General features: G+C 56.3%; 21 protein-coding genes. 8 read left to right on the top strand and 13 right to left on the bottom strand.

Annotated features, from left to right (window positions below):
- The first annotated feature begins 182 nt into the window (after window positions 1-182).
- Together DEO48_RS18870 and DEO48_RS18865 are read left to right on the top strand one after the other, a co-directional pair.
- A complete protein-coding gene (locus DEO48_RS18870) occupies window positions 183-1,757 on the top strand; it encodes an ExeA family protein (RefSeq protein ID WP_109845987.1) in 1,575 nt (524 codons plus the stop codon).
- On the top strand, window positions 1,757-2,371 hold the full coding sequence (locus DEO48_RS18865; protein WP_109845986.1) for a hypothetical protein: 615 nt from the start codon (window positions 1,757-1,759) through the stop codon (window positions 2,369-2,371). Before DEO48_RS18870 ends, DEO48_RS18865 begins: the two co-directional genes overlap by 1 nt.
- A gap of 17 nt (window positions 2,372-2,388) precedes the next feature.
- On the opposite strand, the gene DEO48_RS18860 is transcribed toward DEO48_RS18865, so the two are convergent.
- From DEO48_RS18860 to DEO48_RS18850, 3 genes are all read right to left on the bottom strand, one after another.
- Window positions 2,389-3,012 (bottom strand): helix-turn-helix domain-containing protein, encoded by a 624-nt coding sequence (locus DEO48_RS18860; RefSeq protein WP_109845985.1) that lies wholly within the window; start codon window positions 3,010-3,012, stop codon window positions 2,389-2,391.
- A gap of 258 nt (window positions 3,013-3,270) precedes the next feature.
- Window positions 3,271-4,101 carry an N-acetylmuramoyl-L-alanine amidase gene (locus tag DEO48_RS18855; RefSeq protein WP_109845984.1) on the bottom strand — a complete coding sequence of 277 codons (831 nt, stop codon included), beginning with the start codon at window positions 4,099-4,101 and terminating at the stop codon, window positions 3,271-3,273.
- The gene (locus DEO48_RS18850; RefSeq protein WP_023310944.1) at window positions 4,098-4,421 is read right to left on the bottom strand and encodes a heavy metal-binding domain-containing protein; all 324 of its coding nucleotides are present in this window, start codon (window positions 4,419-4,421) and stop codon (window positions 4,098-4,100) included. The genes DEO48_RS18855 and DEO48_RS18850 overlap by 4 nt, the downstream gene beginning before the upstream one ends.
- A gap of 97 nt (window positions 4,422-4,518) precedes the next feature.
- Here DEO48_RS18850 and DEO48_RS18845 point away from each other — a divergent pair, with 97 nt between their 5' ends.
- From DEO48_RS18845 to artJ, 6 genes are all read left to right on the top strand, one after another.
- The gene (locus DEO48_RS18845; RefSeq protein WP_045403666.1) at window positions 4,519-5,037 is read left to right on the top strand and encodes a lipoprotein; all 519 of its coding nucleotides are present in this window, start codon (window positions 4,519-4,521) and stop codon (window positions 5,035-5,037) included.
- A gap of 226 nt (window positions 5,038-5,263) precedes the next feature.
- Window positions 5,264-5,992 (top strand): arginine ABC transporter ATP-binding protein ArtP, encoded by a 729-nt coding sequence (artP, locus tag DEO48_RS18840; protein ID WP_047061479.1) that lies wholly within the window; start codon window positions 5,264-5,266, stop codon window positions 5,990-5,992.
- Window positions 5,993-6,011: 19 nt separating this feature from the next.
- Window positions 6,012-6,743, top strand: coding sequence for an arginine ABC transporter substrate-binding protein ArtI (gene artI / locus DEO48_RS18835; protein WP_008500032.1), 732 nt, complete (start codon window positions 6,012-6,014; stop codon window positions 6,741-6,743).
- A gap of 6 nt (window positions 6,744-6,749) precedes the next feature.
- Window positions 6,750-7,466 carry an arginine ABC transporter permease ArtQ gene (artQ, locus tag DEO48_RS18830; RefSeq protein WP_023310941.1) on the top strand — a complete coding sequence of 239 codons (717 nt, stop codon included), beginning with the start codon at window positions 6,750-6,752 and terminating at the stop codon, window positions 7,464-7,466.
- Window positions 7,466-8,134 (top strand): arginine ABC transporter permease ArtM, encoded by a 669-nt coding sequence (gene artM, locus DEO48_RS18825; RefSeq protein WP_033145048.1) that lies wholly within the window; start codon window positions 7,466-7,468, stop codon window positions 8,132-8,134. The genes artQ and artM overlap by 1 nt, the downstream gene beginning before the upstream one ends.
- Window positions 8,135-8,329: 195 nt before the next feature.
- On the top strand, window positions 8,330-9,061 hold the full coding sequence (artJ, locus tag DEO48_RS18815; RefSeq protein ID WP_033145047.1) for an arginine ABC transporter substrate-binding protein ArtJ: 732 nt from the start codon (window positions 8,330-8,332) through the stop codon (window positions 9,059-9,061).
- 80 nt (window positions 9,062-9,141) lie between these two features.
- Here artJ and DEO48_RS18810 read toward each other — a convergent pair whose 3' ends face one another.
- From DEO48_RS18810 to rimK, 10 genes are all read right to left on the bottom strand, one after another.
- Window positions 9,142-10,611: an ATP-binding protein gene (locus DEO48_RS18810; protein WP_109845982.1), complete on the bottom strand. Its 1,470-nt coding sequence runs from the start codon at window positions 10,609-10,611 to the stop codon at window positions 9,142-9,144.
- Window positions 10,595-11,302, bottom strand: a complete 708-nt coding sequence (locus DEO48_RS18805) for a response regulator transcription factor (RefSeq protein ID WP_109845981.1) — start codon at window positions 11,300-11,302, stop codon at window positions 10,595-10,597. Before DEO48_RS18805 ends, DEO48_RS18810 begins: the two co-directional genes overlap by 17 nt.
- 72 nt (window positions 11,303-11,374) lie before the next feature.
- Window positions 11,375-12,502, bottom strand: a complete 1,128-nt coding sequence (gene rlmC, locus DEO48_RS18800; RefSeq protein ID WP_109845980.1) for a 23S rRNA (uracil(747)-C(5))-methyltransferase RlmC — start codon at window positions 12,500-12,502, stop codon at window positions 11,375-11,377.
- A gap of 40 nt (window positions 12,503-12,542) precedes the next feature.
- Window positions 12,543-13,016, bottom strand: a complete 474-nt coding sequence (locus tag DEO48_RS18795) for a YbjO family protein (protein WP_109845979.1) — start codon at window positions 13,014-13,016, stop codon at window positions 12,543-12,545.
- Window positions 13,017-13,081: 65 nt separating this feature from the next.
- Complete coding sequence (gene potI, locus DEO48_RS18790; protein WP_023310934.1) at window positions 13,082-13,927, bottom strand: putrescine ABC transporter permease PotI; 846 nt, start codon at window positions 13,925-13,927, stop codon at window positions 13,082-13,084.
- Window positions 13,924-14,877, bottom strand: coding sequence for a putrescine ABC transporter permease PotH (potH, locus tag DEO48_RS18785; RefSeq protein ID WP_109845978.1), 954 nt, complete (start codon window positions 14,875-14,877; stop codon window positions 13,924-13,926). Before potH ends, potI begins: the two co-directional genes overlap by 4 nt.
- Before the next feature lie 10 nt (window positions 14,878-14,887).
- Complete coding sequence (gene potG / locus DEO48_RS18780; RefSeq protein ID WP_024907855.1) at window positions 14,888-16,021, bottom strand: putrescine ABC transporter ATP-binding subunit PotG; 1,134 nt, start codon at window positions 16,019-16,021, stop codon at window positions 14,888-14,890.
- Between the two features lie 143 nt (window positions 16,022-16,164).
- Window positions 16,165-17,277: a spermidine/putrescine ABC transporter substrate-binding protein PotF gene (gene potF, locus DEO48_RS18775; RefSeq protein WP_047742363.1), complete on the bottom strand. Its 1,113-nt coding sequence runs from the start codon at window positions 17,275-17,277 to the stop codon at window positions 16,165-16,167.
- A gap of 351 nt (window positions 17,278-17,628) precedes the next feature.
- Complete coding sequence (locus DEO48_RS18765; RefSeq protein ID WP_014169308.1) at window positions 17,629-18,105, bottom strand: YbjN domain-containing protein; 477 nt, start codon at window positions 18,103-18,105, stop codon at window positions 17,629-17,631.
- Between the two features lie 63 nt (window positions 18,106-18,168).
- Window positions 18,169-19,071 carry a 30S ribosomal protein S6--L-glutamate ligase gene (gene rimK / locus DEO48_RS18760; RefSeq protein ID WP_048990925.1) on the bottom strand — a complete coding sequence of 301 codons (903 nt, stop codon included), beginning with the start codon at window positions 19,069-19,071 and terminating at the stop codon, window positions 18,169-18,171.
- Between the last annotated feature and the right edge of the window lie 53 nt (window positions 19,072-19,124).

Below are 19,124 nucleotides of genomic sequence, written 5' to 3'. Positions count from 1 at the left end.
TTTCCTCGTCCCCGCCCATTCACACATGCGCTAACAATAATTTAGAAAAATATTGATCGTGAGATACACCTATGATAGAAGCGCAGAGCGAATATTTTTATCCAGCATTCAAATTGCCCCTTCTGTCTCTATCCTTTACTTTTTCGTCTCCTTGTTATGAATGAAAGAGACGGTAATACGCTATGTATATGCGCCATTTTAATTTCACTACCCAGCCTTTCCGGACTATCACCCGGATGCCAGGTGATTTTTTTGTTCCGTATCATCAGGATGTGTTCGGTTTGCTGAAAGAGAAGTGCCAGACAACAGGCGTTACTGCGCTCTTTAGCAACGATAGCTATCTCGCCGCGCAGTTTTGCGATGCGCTAAAAGCGCATGACGGCACGCTGCTTGCGATTAATGCCTTCCCGAAACTCAGCGCCAGCGGCCTGCTCTATAAACTCAACACCACCACTAAAGAGAGCAAAACCCGGATCCAGGCTATTGATGCTGTGCTGCGTCAGTGGAAGGACGAGATGTTGTCCCGCAAAACCACGCGTAAAGTGCTGGTCATTTCGCATATTCAGTCGATGAAAGCGAATTGCCATGACGCACTGTCCATGTTGTTAACCCGCGCGCAGGAGCTGGGTGTGCCTCTGTCGGTTGTGCTGATGGGATCGGCCGACCAGGAGGCCGCCCTTCAGCAGTCCGCGTTGCGTGAATCTCTTCATACGCATCACACGCTCCGGCACCTCACCTGCCGCGAGTCTCTGAGCTATGTTCAGGCCCAGTGTGAGGCGCATGGCAGCGACGCCGCGCCGTTTACCCCGGCCCGCGTGCGCAAGATGCACGCTCTGACCAATGGACAGACAGGCAAGCTCAATGAGCTGGCGCATCTTGCGATGCTGGCCGCCTGGACCGAGCGTTCAGCGCAGGTATCGCCGCGCCATCTGCGCCTGGCCGCAGGAGAAGTTCTGCCGGCGAAACCGAAGGGCAAACGTCTTGCCGTTATGGGCCTTTTTGCCTCTGTACTGTTTGCCGCCTGCGGCTGGACATTGATGCCCACCATTACCGCCAGACTGCCTGTACAGCTGCCCGTGATGGCCAGCTGGAAACCGCAGACGCCAAACACCGACGCCCCGGTGGTGCCGGTTATTGATAATGAAGTGGTGAATAAGCCCGATGCGATGCATCAGCTCTATACCATGTGGGGCTATGACGCCACGGCGGATGAGGCGCTCTGCCAGAACGCCGGGCGGGTCAACCTGATGTGTAAGGAGGGCAGCGCTCCGGTCGAAGAGCTGGCAAAAGAGGGTTATCCGTGGATCGGCGAGCTCAAAACCGGCGATCACCTGAACTATGCCGTGGTGGCCAGAGTGGATGATAACTCGCTGGATCTGCTGATGAATAATCGCACCTGGCAGGTAAGTCGCAGCTGGTATAACCAGCATGCAACGGGCAATTACACCCAGCTGCACCGCCTGACGCCGCAGGGGAAAGATGCCGTGAGCGCCGAAAGCAGCGCCAACGATCTGGGCTGGATAGATCAGCAGCTTAGCCTGGCGCTGAATCAGCCCGAAACCCACGCCAAGGTGTGGACGGCCGAACTGATGCAGCGTACCCGTGAGTTTCAGCAGAAAATGCATCTGCATGTGGACGGGATTGCGGGTGAAGATACATTGATGCAGTTAATGCGTGAAACCAGGACTACGCCAAGCGTACTTATTCAGTCCACAAATATATCTGCGACCCCCACCGCGCAGGAGAAGCATTCATAATGTCGACGATCACTCTGGCTGCCCAGCGCAGCTATACTCTGAACGCGCCGGTCTGGTTTTCATACCGACGCCCCTCGCTGAAAAAAGTGGTCTGTGCCACCCTGATCTGGGTGGTGGGAATAGTGGTGACGATCGCTGCGGGACTCTATGCTCATCTCTACTGGGATCTGCGGCATCCCGTACCTGAGCCAGTAAAAGCAAGCGCCGTTAAGCCAGAAACGACGCTATCGGATATGCATTATGTCTATGTCAGTAAACCGTTCCCGCAGCCTGAACCAAAGCAAGAACCGGTGACCAAAGAGATGCCGCCGCTGCATGAGATGCCCATTGATAGCGGCGATGCAGACTGGCAGCAGGCGCCCGACGGTGAAATGCCGCATGATATTTCCCGGGATACATTACCAGGAACAGAAGTGAACAACGCAGCTTCCCCCGAACAGGACAATACCGGTCAGGCAGTAGATGACGGAGCAATAAAGGCATTATTGCTGAAGGCGTTAAAAGAGCAGGAAAAAGATTATTCGCAGGGGAAAATGCCCACGCCTCCCGTGGATGAAACCACGTCAGGAACGCAGGCAAATAATTTACTGAAACATAGCCCTCCTTTCAGTTAAAAAGGAGATAAAAGCGATTAATATTTCTCTGGCAATGCTGACAAATACATAAGACGACCTTTCTCAACCTGAATATAATTACCTTTCTTCAGGTCAGCGAGGATTTTAATAATGGTACTCCGGGCCAGGCTGGTATATTCCTGAATATAGTCGTAAACATTGATATCGCGCTGATGGTGCACCATCAGTTCGTTGATTTCCAGCAAGAACTCGCGAACAATCGAGTACGCGCTGCGGGCCACCAGCACTTCGTCACGTTTGCTGAGCAGGCAAATATACCAGGAGAGGACTTTACTCAAGGCTTCCCACAGGTTTTTTTCGTTCATCAGGCGGACAAAATCATCTTTTTTAATGGTCCGCACCACGGTATTGGAACGAACCAGGCCGTACATATGCGTTGAGTTGTAATAAATAGAGGAGAGCCCGAAAATACATTTATTCTGTAAGGTGAACATACATAGTTCATCGGACTCGCGGCGGAATTCAACCTCACCGCTAATGATAAAATGAATATTTTCGTTATTCTCTGTACTAATACGCTGCCATTTTCGTAAGGTCCTTTCTTCAAAACCTTCAGTTACCGCGATAATGGCGTCGAGTTCATCTTTGGGACGGCTATTTTTACTGTAGATACTTAACATAGTTAAACCTATTAATATTAAGTTGGAAAAGGTGAACGTGTGCAATCACAGCGCATAAATGCGTAGTCCATTTAACAAATGTAAAGTAACGCTAAGACGTAAGCGTATCCGTATTTCTTATTTGTCGTGCTGATATATTGTCAAACACGTTTGCGAGTAATTTCGACTGAGGAAACTATAAAATATTCACGTCGTGAATGTGATTAAAAAAATGTCCAAAAGAAGACCGTGTAAAGTGGCGTCGGGTAACCCGGAGGATTACCCCTGCCCGTAGCGCTCTAACAGCGCCTCCGCGATAGCCAGCGTTTCGCGATCGGCCACGCCGTCCCAGCGCGCCGGGCGAAAATGCATCTGAAACGCGACGATAACGCGCTTCTGCTGTGCGTTCGTCATGTTATCGGTCATCTCATAGCCGTAGCGCGCCAGCAGATCGAGCAGCACCTTTGGCTCCACGAGCTCATCGCGCGGCTTGCCGTTCAGGTAAAACGCCACCCGCGCCGGGTCGGGCCACGCGCCGATGCCCTGCATGGCGAGCGCCTGCCACGGGAACAGCGGGCCGGGATCGTCTTTGCGCTGCGGGGCGATGTCAGAATGGGCTACCACATTTTCAGGCCTGATGTTGTAGCGGGTAATAATGTCTTTGGCGAGCGGAACCAGCGCCGCAATTTGCTCAGGCTCAAACGGCGTAAAATGCTTAACGCCCGACGTTTTTTGCCAGCCGCGGTTCTCAAGCTCAATGCCGACCGACGTATCGTTAATGCGGTTGGTGCCGCGCCAGAAGCTGATGCCCGCATGCCAGGCCAGTTCGCTTTCGGGTACCAGCTGCCAGATACGCGGCTTACCGTCCGGTGCCGGGGGTTTAGCCGGGATCAAATAGTGAGAGCTGACGTTCTTATCAGTCAGCGTGGCCAGCGAGCTGTCAAAGTCATCCGCGGTGTAGTGGATCACCAGCACCTTGATGCGCGGGTAAGCCGCCTGCGCCTGATGGCGCGTGTCCAGCTCGTAGGCGCCTTTGTCGATAATCCCTTTTTCCGTGACGCATCCTGCCAGCAGCAGCGCCAGCAGGAGCGTGGCAAGCGAACGCCTCATCGGAGGGTTTTCACCGCCGTACCGCTTACGCTCACCATCAGCATGCTGGCATCTTTTCCGACCGTTTCGTAGTCGATATCAATCCCCACGACCGCATCAGCGCCGAGGGCTTCCGCCTGCTCGCCAAGCTCTTTAAAGGCGATTTCGCGCGCTTTGCGCAGCTCTTTTTCGTATGCGCCCGAGCGGCCGCCAACGATATCGCGGATACCGGCAAAAAAGTCGCGGAAGATATTGGCGCCGAGAATCGCTTCGCCGGTAACCACACCGCAATACTCGGTTATTGTCTGTCCTTCCAGGGTTGGCGTTGTTGAAAACTGCATGGTTTCTCTCCTTCTTTAGCGTTCAATGCCTTAGGCACAGCATTATCGGTTCGTTACGCTATGATTGAAAGGATAGTTAATAAATAAGGAAATCAACATGCGCTATTCTGCTTTAACACTTTTGGTGCCCTGCGCGCTGGTGCTCAGCGCCTGTACCACCACGGTCACGCCAGCCTTTAAGGATATCGGTACCCGCAGCGGCCCCTGCATTGAGGGCGGCCCGGACGCCGTAGCGCAGCAGTTCTATGATTATCGCATTCAGCACCGCAGCAACGATCTCACCGGCCTGCGCCCGTATCTGAGCGACGGTCTGGCAAAACTGCTTAACGACGCCACCCGCGATCCTCAGCACAACACATTGCTGAAATCCGATCCGTTCTCCAGCCGCACCACGCTGCCGGACAGCGCCGAAGTGGCCAGCGCGTCAACCATCCCGAATACCGATGCCCGCAATATTCCGTTGCGCGTGAAGCTGACGCAGGGAACCCAAACCTGGCAGGATGAAGTACTGATGATCCGTGAAGGACAGTGCTGGGCGGTTGATGACGTGCGCTACGTTGGCGGCAGCGTTCATGCCCCGGCAGGCACGCTTCGCCAGTCGATTGAGAATCGCTAAACCCACCGATTCAACCCGGTAACCCCCGTAAAATGTGCGGCATTTCATGCGGAATGCCGACATTTATACTCGCCGACCTTACCGTTCGCTATTTTGTGCTATGTTTAAGAGGAAACGCGGGTTATATTTAACTTTTAACGCATAAATATTGCATAACTATTCTGTCAACGGTACTATCTGCGGCCTCAATTGCTATAGATTGCCTGGATGAGTAAAGACTGCCCCGATGAGTATTAAACTAAACGGCATTAACTGCTTTTACGGCGCACACCAGGCGCTGTTTGACATCACGCTGAACTGCCCGGAAGGCGAAACGCTGGTTTTGCTTGGCCCAAGCGGTGCAGGCAAAAGCTCCCTTCTGCGCGTCCTTAATCTGCTTGAAATGCCCCGTTCAGGTACGCTGGCAATTGCCGGTAACCATTTTGATTTCGCGAAAACGCCGTCTGATAAAGCGATTCGCGAACTGCGTCAAAACGTTGGCATGGTCTTCCAGCAATACAATCTCTGGCCGCATCTGACCGTCCTGCAAAACCTGATTGAAGCGCCGTGCCGCGTGCTGGGGTTAAGCAAGGATCAGGCGATCGCGCGCGCTGAAAAGCTGCTGGATCGTCTGCGCCTTAAGCCTTACAGCGACCGCTTTCCGCTGCACCTTTCCGGTGGTCAGCAGCAGCGCGTAGCCATTGCCCGCGCGCTGATGATGGAACCTGCGGTACTGCTGTTTGATGAGCCAACCGCGGCGCTGGACCCGGAAATCACCGCCCAGATCGTCAGCATCATTCGCGAGCTGGCGGAAACCAATATTACGCAGGTTATCGTCACCCACGAAGTGGAAGTGGCGCGTAAAACCGCCAGCCGTGTGGTCTACATGGAAAACGGGTATATCGTTGAGCAAGGTGATGCGAGCTGCTTCGCGAACCCGCAAACCGATGCCTTCAAAAACTATTTATCTCATTGATTGTGTCAGGGGAAATATAATGAAAAAAGTATTACTTGCCGTGCTGCTTGCTGGCGTTACCCTTTCTGCTACCGCAGCCCAGACCATTCGTTTCGCCACGGAAGCCTCTTACCCTCCGTTTGAGTCGATTGATGCGAACAACAAAATTGTTGGCTTCGACGTGGACCTGGCTAACGCCCTGTGTAAAGAGATCGACGCGACCTGTACCTTCAGCAACCAGGCGTTCGACAGCCTGATCCCGAGCCTGAAGTTCCGCCGTATCGACGCCGTGATGGCCGGTATGGACATCACTCCGGAGCGTGAAAAGCAGGTGCTGTTCACCACCCCTTACTACGACAACTCCGCCCTGTTCATTGGTCAGAAAGGTAAATTCACCTCTGTCGATCAGCTGAAAGGCAAAAAAGTTGGCGTGCAGAACGGCACCACGCACCAGAAATTCATCATGGATAAACATCCGGAAATCACCACCGTTCCGTATGACAGCTACCAGAACGCGAAGCTGGATCTGCAAAATGGCCGTATCGACGGCGTATTTGGTGATACCGCAGTCGTGACCGAGTGGCTGAAAGCCAACGATAAGCTGGCGCCAGTGGGCGACAAAGTGACCGATAAGGATTACTTCGGTACCGGTCTGGGGATTGCCGTTCGTCAGGGCAACACTGAGCTGCAGCAGAAATTCAACGCTGCGCTGGAAAAAGTGAAGAAAGACGGCACCTACGAAACCATCTACAAAAAATGGTTCCAGAAGTAATTCCTGATGAATGAAATTTTTCCTTTAGCAAGCGCCGCCGGGATGACCGTCGGCCTTGCCGTTTGCGCACTGATTATCGGCCTCGTGCTGGCGATGTTCTTTGCGGTGTGGGAATCCGCGAAATGGTTCCCCGTCGCCTGGACAGGCTCCGCGCTGGTCACCGTGCTGCGTGGGCTACCGGAAATTCTGGTGGTCCTGTTTATCTATTTCGGCTCCTCACAGCTGCTGCTCACGCTGTCGGACGGCTTCACGATCAATCTTGGCTTTGCGCAGATCCCGGTGCAGATGCAGATTGAAAACTTCGACGTCAGCCCGTTCCTGTGCGGCGTGATTGCCCTCTCCCTGCTCTACTCCGCGTACGCGTCGCAAACCCTGCGCGGTGCGCTGAAGGCCGTGCCGCAGGGACAATGGGAGTCGGGTCAGGCGTTAGGGTTGTCGAAATCCGCCATCTTTTTCCGTCTGGTGATGCCGCAGATGTGGCGTCATGCCCTGCCGGGCCTCGGCAACCAGTGGCTGGTGCTGCTGAAAGATACCGCGCTGGTGAGCCTGATAAGCGTTAACGATTTGATGCTGCAAACCAAAAGCATCGCCACCCGCACCCAGGAGCCTTTTACCTGGTACATTGTGGCGGCGGCTATCTACCTGGTGATCACGTTGCTCAGTCAGTACATCCTCAAGCGTATTGACCTGCGTGCGACGCGCTTTGAACGGAGACCAGGCTGATGCTTGAATATTTCCCCGAGCTGATGAAAGGGTTGCACACCAGCCTGACGCTGACCGTGGCGTCCATTATCGTGGCGCTGATCCTGGCCCTTATCTTCACCATCATCCTGACGCTGAAAACGCCGGTGCTGGTGTGGATTGTGCGCGGCTACATCACCCTGTTTACCGGTACGCCGCTGCTGGTGCAGATCTTCCTGATTTACTACGGCCCGGGCCAGTTCCCGTCGCTGCAGGAATATCCGGTTATCTGGCATCTGCTCTCTGAACCGTGGCTGTGTGCCCTGATTGCCCTTTCGCTTAACAGTGCGGCCTATACCACCCAGCTGTTCTACGGCGCGATCCGCGCCATTCCGGAAGGACAATGGCAGTCCTGCGGAGCGCTGGGCATGAGCAAGAAAGACACGCTGGCGATCCTGCTGCCGTACGCCTTTAAGCGCGCGCTCTCCTCCTACTCCAACGAAGTGGTGTTGGTGTTCAAGAGTACCTCCCTGGCCTACACCATCACCCTGATGGAGGTGATGGGTCACGGACAGCTGCTGTATGGACGCACCTATGACGTGATGGTGTTCGGTGCCGCAGGCGTGGTTTACCTGGTGGTTAACGGCCTGTTGACGCTGATGATGCGCCTGATCGAGCGTAAAGCGCTGGCGTTTGAGCGCAGATCGTAGGCGGGCTAAGCGCAGCGCCACCCGGCAAGAAGTGCATAAATGTGATTAATCAATGCGGGTAACTTTCTGGTTATCCGCTTTTTTTTGCCATAAAAATAATAATTAATCATTTTTATTGCATACAAATTCATTAAATGGCATTGTACATCCATGCCGCAGACACGGCGCATAAATAAGACAGACGGGAGCATTACAATGAAAAAGTTAGTTCTGGCCGCATTACTCGCCACCTTCGCCGCTGGCGCATCCGCAGCTGATAAAATCAATTTTGGCGTGTCCGCCACCTATCCGCCGTTTGAGTCGCTGGATGCCAGCAACCAGATCGTCGGTTTCGATATCGATCTGGCGAAAGCGCTGTGCAAACAGATGCAGGCCGACTGCACCTTTACTAACCATGCTTTTGACAGCCTGATCCCGTCGCTGAAGTTCAAAAAATACGACGCGGTGATCTCCGGGATGGACATCACGCCTGAGCGCAGCAAGCAGGTGGCGTTCACCGACCCGTACTACGCCAACTCGGCGGTGGTGATTGCGAAGAAAGGCGCGTATACCTCTTTCGATCAGCTGAAAGGCAAACGCATCGGGATGGAAAACGGCACCACGCACCAGAAATACCTGCAGGACAAGCATCCTGAAGTGAAAACCGTAGCCTACGACAGCTACCAGAACGCGATTATCGACCTGAAAAATGGCCGTATCGACGGCGTGTTCGGCGATACCGCCGTGGTGAACGAGTGGCTCAAAACCAATCCGCAGCTGGGCACCGCAACCGAGAAAGTGACCGATCCGCAGTACTTCGGTACGGGTCTGGGCATCGCGGTACGTCCGGATAACAAGGCCCTGCTGGAAAAACTGAACGGCGCGCTGAAAGCGATTAAAGCGGACGGCACCTATCAGAAAATCAGCGATCAGTGGTTCCCGCAGTAAGATTTTTTTGCCGGGTGGCTCGGCCTACGGGGGTGGTAGTCTGTAGGCCGGGTAAGGCGAAGCCGCCACCCGGCACTCTCTCACAGCGGCACAAAGAACCTGAACCGCGCCCCGCTCACCGACTCCATCAGCCTGATCCCGCCGCCGTGCAGCTCCAGCATACGTTTCACGATTAACAGCCCCAGCCCGCCGCGATTCTCCCGCGATGCCTGGGTATTCAACGCCGATGGCCGCTGGAACAGATCGTCGCGCAGCGCGGCATCCACGCCCGTTCCGCTGTCAGCCACTTCGACCTGAAGCCGTTCATTCTCCTGCCAGACCGCCAGACGAATTTCCCCACCAGATGGCGTATGGCGCATCGCGTTATCGAGCAGGTTGGTCACCACGCGTTCGATCATCGACACGTCGGCGTTAATCAGCGGCAGCGGTCCCGGCACGTCAATGTGCAGATTCACTTCTCGCGTGCGGGCGGTGAGCTCAAACTTCTGCGCCACGTCGGAAATTAACTCCCCCATCGCGAAACGCTCGCGCTGCGGCTTAATGCCGCCGTGCTCAAGGCGCGCCAGCTCGAACAGCTGCTGCGAAAGATGACGGACTTTTTGTCCCTGACGCAGCGCGGTGGCGAGATACTGCTGGTGCTCCTGCGGCGTCAGGGTGGCGGATTTGAGCGACAGGGTTTCCAGATAGCCCAGCAGCGAGGTCAGCGGCGTACGGAGATCGTGCGAAATATTAGCGATAAACTCCCGGCGCTGGCGATCGCTGTCGGCCAGCTGGTCCCACTGGCGTGTGATTTTGCGCGCCAGCTCGATAAAGCTGTTGCGCAGGATCGCCACTTCATCCTTCGCCGCCGCGTCCGACGGCTGCGCCGCCAGCTGTCTGATAGCGCTGATGCTGTCCTGCTCCAGCCCGGCGAGCTCCACCGTCAGCTGTTTTACCGGGCGCGTGACCCAGTACCAGACCAGTAAACCTGCCAGCAGGCCAAACAGCGCGACCCACAGCAATGACCACAGCACCGTGCTCCACAGCGCCTTATGCCAGGCCATTTCCGCCAGGGCGTTTGACTCCTCTCCCTGCAAAATAATGTACAGGTAGCCCTTAAGCTCGCCGTCCTGCCGCAGCGGCGTGGCGCTAAAGACCTTTTTATTTTGACTACGAGGATCGTCGCCCAGGACCGGTATGGCGGTACCGCTCAGGAAGGTCTGAACCGGGGCCAGATCGATTTTTTGCCGCTGAATGTGGCCCGGCGGTGCGGCATCGGCCATGATATCGCCGTCCGGGGAGACAACGTACAGCTCAACGCTCGGATTAAAGGTCATCAGCCGGCCAAACAGCGGTTTCAGCGCGCTGCGGTCGACCCGGCCCTGCGCGTCCAGAATCGGTTCGCGCTGGACGATCTGCTGCGCCAGCCCACCCGACAAACGCTGCACCATTGCGTTACCGTACTGCATGCTGCTGTAGAGCTGTACCGCGCAGGCGACGGCGGCGCAGAGCATCATCAGCATGATGAAGAGCAGCGTCAGGCGCTGGCTCAGGCTAAAGCGACGCATCATTCTGCGGCTCCGCAAATTTGTAGCCCTTGCCCCAGACGGTGCGAATGATCTCCGGCTCGGCGGCGTCCTTCTCTATCTTGATGCGCAGGCGGTTGATATGGGTGTTGACGGTGTGCTCGTAGCCTTCGTGCTGGTAGCCCCAGACCTGCTCCAGCAGCGCCAGACGGGAGAACACCTCGCCGGGATGACGGGCAAAGAAGTAGAGCAGCTCGAACTCGCGCGGGGTGAGGTCCACCACCTGGCCGTGTAGCAGCACGCTGCGCGCCAGCGGATCGATGGTCAGTCCGTGCGCCTGAATGTGTCCGTCAGTTTGCGCCTGCCCCATCGCCTGCTGGCGGCGGAACAGCGCTTTGATGCGCGCAATGAGTTCCTGCACCGAAAACGGCTTAGCCAGATAATCATCGGCGCCGGTTTCCAGCCCGGTAATGCGGTCGGTCTCGCTGCTGCGGGCGCTGATGATGATCACCGGCAGGTAGCGCGTCATCTGACGGATGCGGCGGCAAATCTCCAGACCGTCAACGCTGGGCAGCATCAGGTCGAGGATCACCGCATCCCACGGCTGTTTTTCAAGACGCAGTAAGGCCTTGCCCCCGTCGGGCTCGTGGGTAATGGCGTAGCCTTCGTCTTCTAAATTGAGTCGCAGAAGCGCCGCGATATCGTGGTCGTCTTCCACCAGCAGGATCTGCTTCATGGGTAAGCCTTTATTCATGTCTTATGACGTAAGCTTACCTGATTTCGAGCGGGGGAAGAGTTCACATTTTGTTTAAGATTTCACGAGCAACGTCAGCACTTCGTAATGCGCGGTATGCGGGAACATATCGAAAAGTTGAACGCGTTCAATGCGGTAGCCCGGCAGGCTGGCGATGTCTTTCGCCATGGTCTGGGCGTTACAGCTGGAATAGATGATGTATTCCGGCGCCATCTGGCTCAGATAGTCGCACAGCGCCTTGCCGATGCCGCGGCGCGGCGGATTAACCAGAACCAGCTCCGGCACGTTGCCCTGGCCGGTCGCAAACTGCGTGGAGTCGAGCGCCTGGAAGTGCAGATTCGTTAACCCCAGCCCGGCGGCGGACTGCTTCGCGCAGGCAATCGCTTCGGCAGAGATCTCAATGCCGGTGAGCTGCATCTCTGGCGTGGCGCAGTGCAGGCCAAAGCCGCCCACGCCGCAGAAGAGATCCCACATATGATGGACGTTTAACGCACGTACCCAGTCGCGGGCGGTGGCGTACAGGCTGCTTGCCACGGTCGGGTTAGTCTGGAAGAAGCTTTGCGGGCGGATCCACAGCGGCACGCCGTTGAAGCTCTCCGCCAGCGCGTGCTGGTCGGTGAAGAAAATCTCTTCCTCCCCTTCCATGATTGCCATATGCACCGGCTGAATATTCGCCGTAATGACCTTCAGCTGCGGCAGCTGTTCCTGCAGCCACGGCAGCGCCGCGCGCAGCTGCTCGAGCTTGGCTTCCGAACGCAGCACGAAGCGCAGCATCATGCCGCCGTCGACCTGGCTTTCCGTCAGCAGAAGGTATTTCAGCTCGCCGCGCTTGCGGGCCACGTTATAGGGCGTTAACCCTGCCCGGGCAATAAACGGCTTGAGTGCGGCAAAGACCGGCGCAAAGGAAGCGGGATAGAGCGGGCAGTCGGTTAAGTCTTCCGGCGTGCCGTCGCGGTGCAGCATCCCCAGCAGCGGTTTTTCCACGCTGCCGCTGACCACCATTTTGGCTTTATTGCGAAAACCCTGCTCAGGGCCGCTGACGGGTGCGCACCACTCGCCCACCGCGTGTTCTGCCAGCAGCTGTTGCAGGTCGGCCATTTTGGCGGTGAGTTGTTGAGAGACCGGTTGTTCTATCCACTGACAGGAGCGGCAGCGTCCGGCGGCATAGAGTGCGCACTGCATATGAAAACCTTAAAAATCACGAGGGCTGCGATTATACACATTATTGCAGGCGGAAGAACCGCCGACTGGAGGCCGGAACGAAGAGAAGAAAGAGCACCAGCATGTCCGGCAGTTTTTGCATAAACAGCGCGCGCAGGATCTCGCGTTTGGACTCACCGGCAATACTGAACAGCTCCGGGTAGCCATACCCCAGCGAAGCGGCCCAGAGATAGCTCGCCGCGGTAATCTGCGTCAGCATATAGACCCAGCGCGCCCAGTTGCGCCCTTTAACCAGCGAAAACGCGCAGTAGATCTCGATAAACACCAGCACCAGGCTGCTCAAAAAGACCAGCGTCAGATTCCACGTCTGCACGCTGCGGTGAATGAATTCACCGATGCCGCGCACGCCCAGGGTGTTCAGAATCATCAGCACGTCGAGGCAGCGGATCATAATAATGGCGAGCGCCGCCACCTGAACCAGAGCAGGTACGTTAGGTCGCGCGTGCGTAGTACGTGATTTTTTTAATAATCCCAATGTTTTACTTCCCTGAAAAACAGTGCCGCGTCATGCGCGGCACATCACTGGAAATTTTAAATCCTTCAGCCGCGTCTTGCACGCTGGATATCGCGCACGCGCTGTTTTTCCGCGCGCGCCATCAAATACCATGCGATAAATCCGACAATTCCGACCACGCCGAGGATGATGGAAGCCAGGGCGTTAATCTCCGGGTTGACCCCCATGCGCACGCTGGAGAAGACCAGCATCGGCAGCGTCGTCGCGCCCGGTCCGGAGACAAAGCTGGCGATAACCAGATCGTCCAGCGACAGCGTAAACGCCAGCAGCCAGCCGGAGATCACCGCCGGCATAATCATCGGCAGGGTGATGATGAAAAAGACCTTCAGCGGCGTCGCGCCAAGATCCATCGCCGCCTCTTCAATGGAGCGATCCAGCTCGCGCAGGCGCGAGGAGATCACTACCGCCACGTAGGCCGTACAGAAGGTGACGTGCGCCAGCCAGATGGTGAGCATTCCGCGATCCGCCGGCCAGCCGATGGCGTGCGCAAGGGCCACGAACAGCAGCAGCAGCGCGAGTCCGGTGATCACGTCCGGCATAACCAGCGGCGCGGTGATCATAAAGGCGAACCCGTTTGAGCCGCGAAAACGCCCGAAGCGCACCATCACCAGCGCGGCGATCGTGCCCAGCACCGACGCCATTGTCGCCGCCAGGGCGGCAATCGTCAGGCTCAGCCCCACCGCGCTCATCATAGCATCGTCGTGGAACAGCTCGCTGTACCAGCGCGTCGACCAGCCCGCCCAGACCGTTACCAGCTTAGAGCTGTTGAACGAGTAGATCACCAGCATCAGCATCGGCGCATACAGGAAGGTAAAGCCAATCACCAGGATCGCAATTCGCCACGGGGAGCGCACTACCGGTAAGTTGTTCATCCGTGATCTCCCATCTGTTTCTGCTGATGCTTGTGGAACCACATGATCGGCACGATCAGCAGCAGGAGCATAACAATCGCCACCGCCGAGGCCACCGGCCAGTCGCGGTTATTGAAGAACTCCTGCCACAGTACGCGGCCAATCATAATGCTGTCAGGGCCGCCGAGCAGTTCCGGGATCACAAACTCCCCGACCGCCGGGATAAAGACCAGCATTGACCCGGCGATAATGCCGCCTTTGGTCAGCGGGACAATGACGCTGAAGAAGGTTTTTAACGGGCGGGCGCCGAGATCGAGCGACGCTTCCACCAGCGAATAATCAATGCGCGTCAGCGCCGTGTAGATCGGCAGCACCATAAACGGCAGATAGGCGTACACAATGCCGATATAGACCGCGAGGTTGGTGTGCAGGATCGTCAGCGGCTGATCGATAACCCCAAGCCACATGAGAAAGTTATTCAGCACGCCGTTGTTTTTCAGGATCCCCATCCAGGCATAAACGCGGATCAGGAACGAGGTCCACGACGGCAGGATCACCAGCAGCAGCAGGATGTTACGCGTCGACGGCTTGCTGTGCGCCACCGCCCACGCCAGCGGGTAGCCCATCACCAGACAGCAGAGCGTCGAAATCGCCGCCACCTGCAGCGACTGCAGATAGGCTTCGAAATAGAGCGGGTCGTCGGTGAGCTGCAGGAAGTTGCCGAGGTTAAGCGTCAGCGTAAGCTGCCCGTCGGCCCAGTCCAGCAGGTTGGTGTAAGGCGGTATCGCCCTCGCCATTTCCGCCAGGCTTATCTTGAAAACAATCAGAAACGGCAGCAGGAACAGCAGGATCAGCCACACGTACGGCAAGGCGATCACCAGCTTGCGGCCGTGTTTCATCTGCATGCGCGTCAGCCACTGGGCAAGGCCGCCCGGCTTTTCTGCGCGGGCTGGAGGTTCAAGTGCACTCATTTGCCGCTCCTTATACCGTCAGCACGACGCAACTGTCAGCGTCCCAGCAGAGGCGCACTTCGTCACCCCAGGTCGGCTGCCCCTTGCGGTAGCGATGTTCGTTCTGAAGCTGCGCGCTGAGCATCTGCCCGCTTTTCAGACGCACGTGGTAGATAGACAGGTCGCCCAGATAGGCAATGTGCACCACTTCGCCCACGGCAAAGTTATAGCCATCGGCAGGCGGATCCTCGCAGAGCATGATTTTCTCCGGACGCAGCGCGACGTAGACCGGCACGTTATCCACCACCGAGTTGTCAGGATCGACCTTAAGCGGATGCTGCAGCCCCGGCGATTCGATGACCAGGCCATCCTCCTGACGATCTTTTAGCAGCCCTTCGAAAACGTTGACCGAGCCGATAAACTCCGCGCTGTAGCGGGTCGTCGGGTGCTCATAAATCTCTTCTGGCTCTCCGATCTGCACGAACTTCCCGCGATTCATGATCGCGATACGCCCGGCCATGGTCATCGCCTCTTCCTGGTCGTGGGTCACCATCACGCAGGTCACCCCCACGCGCTCGAGGATATCCACCACTTCGAGCTGCATACGGTCGCGCAGTTTTTTATCCAGCGCGCCCATCGGTTCGTCGAGCAGCAGCAGTTTCGGGCGTTTTGCCAGACTGCGGGCCAGGGCCACGCGCTGGCGCTGGCCGCCGGAGAGCTGGTGCGGCTTACGCTTCGCGAACTCCTGCATGTGCACCAGGCTCAGCATTTCGGCCACACGCGCGGTAATTTCGGCCTTCGGCAGCTTGTCCTGCTTCAGGCCAAAGGCGATGTTCTGCTCCACCGTCATGTGCGGGAACAGCGCGTAGGACTGGAACATCATGTTAATCGGACGCTGATACGGCGGCACGCTGGAGAGATCCACACCATCGAGCATGATTTGCCCGGCGGTGGGCTGTTCAAAACCGGCCAGCATACGCAGCAGGGTCGATTTACCGCAGCCAGAAGCCCCCAGAAGGGCAAAAATTTCGCCTTTATAGATAGTCAGGCTGACGTCGTCCACGGCATGCTGGCCATCAAAAGATTTGGTGAGGTTACGAATTTCAAGAAGCGGGGTCAGCGCTTTACGGACTTTCGCCTGCGGGCGGGGGATCGCGTCATTCACGGGGTGTTCTCCGGCATAGATCAGTACTGGTGCAAACGCACCGTCAGGGTGCGCATCGCCGGGCGGCGCTAACGCTTGCCCGGCCTACGGGTTGTGAAGGCCCGGTAGGCGACAGCGCCACCGGGCAACAATACCCAACGCCGTTATTTACCGCTTTTCACCTTGGTCCACGCGCGGGTACGCACGCGGTCAATTTTTGGATCCTGAACTTTCAGGGTGAAGAGCTTGGCGAACACATCCGCTGGCGGATAGATAGCCGGGTTGTTACGGATTTCTTCGCTTACCAGCGGCAGGGAGGCCTTGTTACCATTCGCGTAGTAAACGTGGTCGCTGATGTGGGCGATCACCTCAGGACGCATCAGGTAGTTGAGGAACTGATAGGCTTCGTCCTTGTTCTTCGCATCAGCCGGCATCGCGAAGACGTCGAAGAAGGCCAGCGCCCCCTCTTTCGGAATGAAGTAAGAGACATTCACGCCGTTTTTCGCCTCTTTCGCGCGGTTAGCCGCCTGCCACACGTCCCCTGCCCAGCCGATCGCGACGCAGATGTCGCCGTTCGCCAGGTCATTGATGTACTGAGACGAGTGGAAGTAACGAATGTTTGGACGCAGCTTCAGCAGCAGATCGGTCGCCGGGCCGGTGTAATCATCGGCTTTACTGCTGTTCGGGTCTTTGCCCAGGTAGTTCAGCACGGTCGCGAAAATCTCTTCCGGCGCATCGAGGAAGGAGACGCCGCAGCTTTTCAGCTTCTCAAGGTTTTCCGGCTTCAGCACCACGTCCCAGCTGTCCAGCTTGACGTCCGGGCCCAGCACCGCTTTGACTTTATCTACGTTGTAGCCGATACCGGTGGTCGCCCACAGGTAAGGCATCGCGTATTTGTTGTCCGGGTCATGCTTCGCCACCAGCTTCAGCACTTCCGGATCGAGGTTTTTCCAGTTCGGTAATTTGCTCTTGTCCAGAGGCTGGAAGACGCCTGCCGTCAGCTGGCGCTCAAGGAAGCTTGCAGAAGGCACCACGAGATCAAACCCGGTGCTGCCCGCCATCAGTTTTCCTTCCAGCACTTCGTTGGAATCGAAAACGTCGTAGACCACTTTAATGCCGGTCTCTTTTTCAAAATTCGCCACCGTGTCCGGCGCAATATAGTCAGACCAGTTGTAAACGTGCAGCGTTTTTTGTTCCGCAGCGAGCGTGCCGGCAGAGACGGCCATCAGAGCACCCGCAACCAGACCCGATAACCATTTTTTATTCAAGGCGATCATATCTTTATTCCTTCTGAAAGCTCGTTAACAAACGAACTAAAACTGTGCAATCTGAAGATATGCAATAATCATGCATAGTTTGTCGCTCTGCCTAAAATAAAAAGAAACCTCTTTACCCGGCAGCTTCCGCTCGCTTTTTTAAGCATCGCAAGAATAACTGTAGCCCGTGTCTCCGGCTATAGCCCAGACGAAAAAACGCCTTTTATCAATTTTTTATGCAGGTTATGTCTACGTGATAAGCCGAAACGGCCTTCAGGGAGGTGAAAAATTCTTTAAAGAAAGGTTAAAAGCAGCAGAAAAAATGGCCTTCTGCAGCCGCTATGGCAGCGACTGCGCAAAAGTCAGACAGGCTTAGTGAAGAAAATTGGGAGATGCATCATTATTCTCTGCATCATCTTCCGCGCTATACAGCAGATGGTGCGCATTGGCTTCCATCATGACCATGGAAATTTGCTCTTCGCTCAAGCGCATAAACCAGGAGAACTGCTTGAACGACAGCCCGGCACCGGAGAATAAAGACTGGCAAACGACCAGTTTTGGCAGATTATCATCCTGTATGTCGAGAAATGCTTTCACCGTCAAAGAACTGGCGTTGATCGCTGACAGGTCGGAGGCCAGCGCCAGAAGCGCGGACGGCTTCACTTCGGCCAGCGCGGAGAAAAGGATTACGTCGTTAATGAGATCGATTTTGGCATCGAAAATGCCGTCGAAATTCTGCATATGAGGCAGATGCAGCGCCTGGCAGGAATCGCATTCGAAGAATGTAATTCCGGCATCATCAAGCCATTGACGTAACGTATCCAGTGTAGGTACGACCTGTAAATCCATCGCTGTGCAGCCTCTTCAATATAATCTGTGCATAGGGTACGCAAAAAGTGCGTTCAATACCATTTAACCGCCCGTTTTCAGACAGTAGCCCGGCGTGGCATGACGCTCGATCCATGAGATCATTTTACCCGCAATATCGACTCCTGTGGTTTTTTCCACGCCTTCCAGCCCCGGCGAGGCGTTCACCTCCATGACCAGCGGCCCGCGCGTCGCCCGCAGAAGGTCTACGCCCGCCACGTCCAGCCCCAGGGTTTGCGCCGCTTTCACGGCAATTTCCCGTTCGCGATCGCTAATATCGGCTACCCGCGCCACGCCGCCGCGGTGAAGGTTAGAGCGGAAATCGCCCTCTTTCGCCTGGCGCTCAATGGCCGCCACCACCTCATTGCCGACCACGAAGCAGCGAATATCGCGCCCTTTCGCCTCTTCGATGTACTCCTGCACGAGAATGTGGGCATTGAGGCCGCGAAAGGCGTCAATGACGCTCTCCGCCGCCTGACGCGTTTCCGCCAGCACCACGCCAATGCCTTGCGTCCCTTCCACCAGCTTAATCACCAAAGGCGCGCCGCCCACCATATCGATAAGATCGCTGGTGTCGTCCGGTGAATGGGCAATCCCCGTAACGGGGAGATCGATCCCCTGACGGGCGAGCAGCTGCAGCGAGCGCAGCTTGTCGCGGGCGCGGGATATGGCGACGGATTCGTTGAGCGGATAGCTGCCCAGCATCTCGAACTGGCGCAGCGCGGCGGTGCCGTAATAGGTGATCTGGGAGCCGATGCGCGGGATCACGGCATCAAAGTGCGGCAGCTTGCGGCCTTTGTAGTGAATCGACGAGGCGGCCGGGTCAATGTTCATATAGCAGGACATCGGGTCGAGGATCTCAACCTGATGCCCGCGTTTCGCCGCCGCCTCACGCAGGCGTTTACATGAATAGAGCGTTCCATCCCGGGACAATATGGCAATTTTCACCCTGCACCTCTCTGAAGACATGGAAAAAGCCTGAGTATCATATACGCAGGCAG

Source organism: Enterobacter sp. CGMCC 5087 (assembly GCF_003144775.1).
In the GTDB taxonomy this organism is placed as follows: domain Bacteria; phylum Pseudomonadota; class Gammaproteobacteria; order Enterobacterales; family Enterobacteriaceae; genus Enterobacter; species Enterobacter cloacae_M.
This window is presented reverse-complemented; position numbering and strand designations above follow the sequence as displayed.

Coding starts and splice junctions, on each gene's coding strand:
- DEO48_RS18870 (WP_109845987.1), top strand. CDS start 183: ATGTATATGCGCCATTTTAATTTCACTACCCAGCCTTTCCGGACTATC.
- DEO48_RS18865 (WP_109845986.1), top strand. CDS start 1,757: ATGTCGACGATCACTCTGGCTGCCCAGCGCAGCTATACTCTGAACGCG.
- DEO48_RS18860 (WP_109845985.1), bottom strand. CDS start 3,012: ATGTTAAGTATCTACAGTAAAAATAGCCGTCCCAAAGATGAACTCGAC.
- DEO48_RS18855 (WP_109845984.1), bottom strand. CDS start 4,101: ATGAGGCGTTCGCTTGCCACGCTCCTGCTGGCGCTGCTGCTGGCAGGA.
- DEO48_RS18850 (WP_023310944.1), bottom strand. CDS start 4,421: ATGCAGTTTTCAACAACGCCAACCCTGGAAGGACAGACAATAACCGAG.
- DEO48_RS18845 (WP_045403666.1), top strand. CDS start 4,519: ATGCGCTATTCTGCTTTAACACTTTTGGTGCCCTGCGCGCTGGTGCTC.
- artP (WP_047061479.1), top strand. CDS start 5,264: ATGAGTATTAAACTAAACGGCATTAACTGCTTTTACGGCGCACACCAG.
- artI (WP_008500032.1), top strand. CDS start 6,012: ATGAAAAAAGTATTACTTGCCGTGCTGCTTGCTGGCGTTACCCTTTCT.
- artQ (WP_023310941.1), top strand. CDS start 6,750: ATGAATGAAATTTTTCCTTTAGCAAGCGCCGCCGGGATGACCGTCGGC.
- artM (WP_033145048.1), top strand. CDS start 7,466: ATGCTTGAATATTTCCCCGAGCTGATGAAAGGGTTGCACACCAGCCTG.
- artJ (WP_033145047.1), top strand. CDS start 8,330: ATGAAAAAGTTAGTTCTGGCCGCATTACTCGCCACCTTCGCCGCTGGC.
- DEO48_RS18810 (WP_109845982.1), bottom strand. CDS start 10,611: ATGATGCGTCGCTTTAGCCTGAGCCAGCGCCTGACGCTGCTCTTCATC.
- DEO48_RS18805 (WP_109845981.1), bottom strand. CDS start 11,302: ATGAAGCAGATCCTGCTGGTGGAAGACGACCACGATATCGCGGCGCTT.
- rlmC (WP_109845980.1), bottom strand. CDS start 12,502: ATGCAGTGCGCACTCTATGCCGCCGGACGCTGCCGCTCCTGTCAGTGG.
- potI (WP_023310934.1), bottom strand. CDS start 13,927: ATGAACAACTTACCGGTAGTGCGCTCCCCGTGGCGAATTGCGATCCTG.
- potH (WP_109845978.1), bottom strand. CDS start 14,877: ATGAGTGCACTTGAACCTCCAGCCCGCGCAGAAAAGCCGGGCGGCCTT.
- potF (WP_047742363.1), bottom strand. CDS start 17,277: ATGATCGCCTTGAATAAAAAATGGTTATCGGGTCTGGTTGCGGGTGCT.
- DEO48_RS18765 (WP_014169308.1), bottom strand. CDS start 18,105: ATGGATTTACAGGTCGTACCTACACTGGATACGTTACGTCAATGGCTT.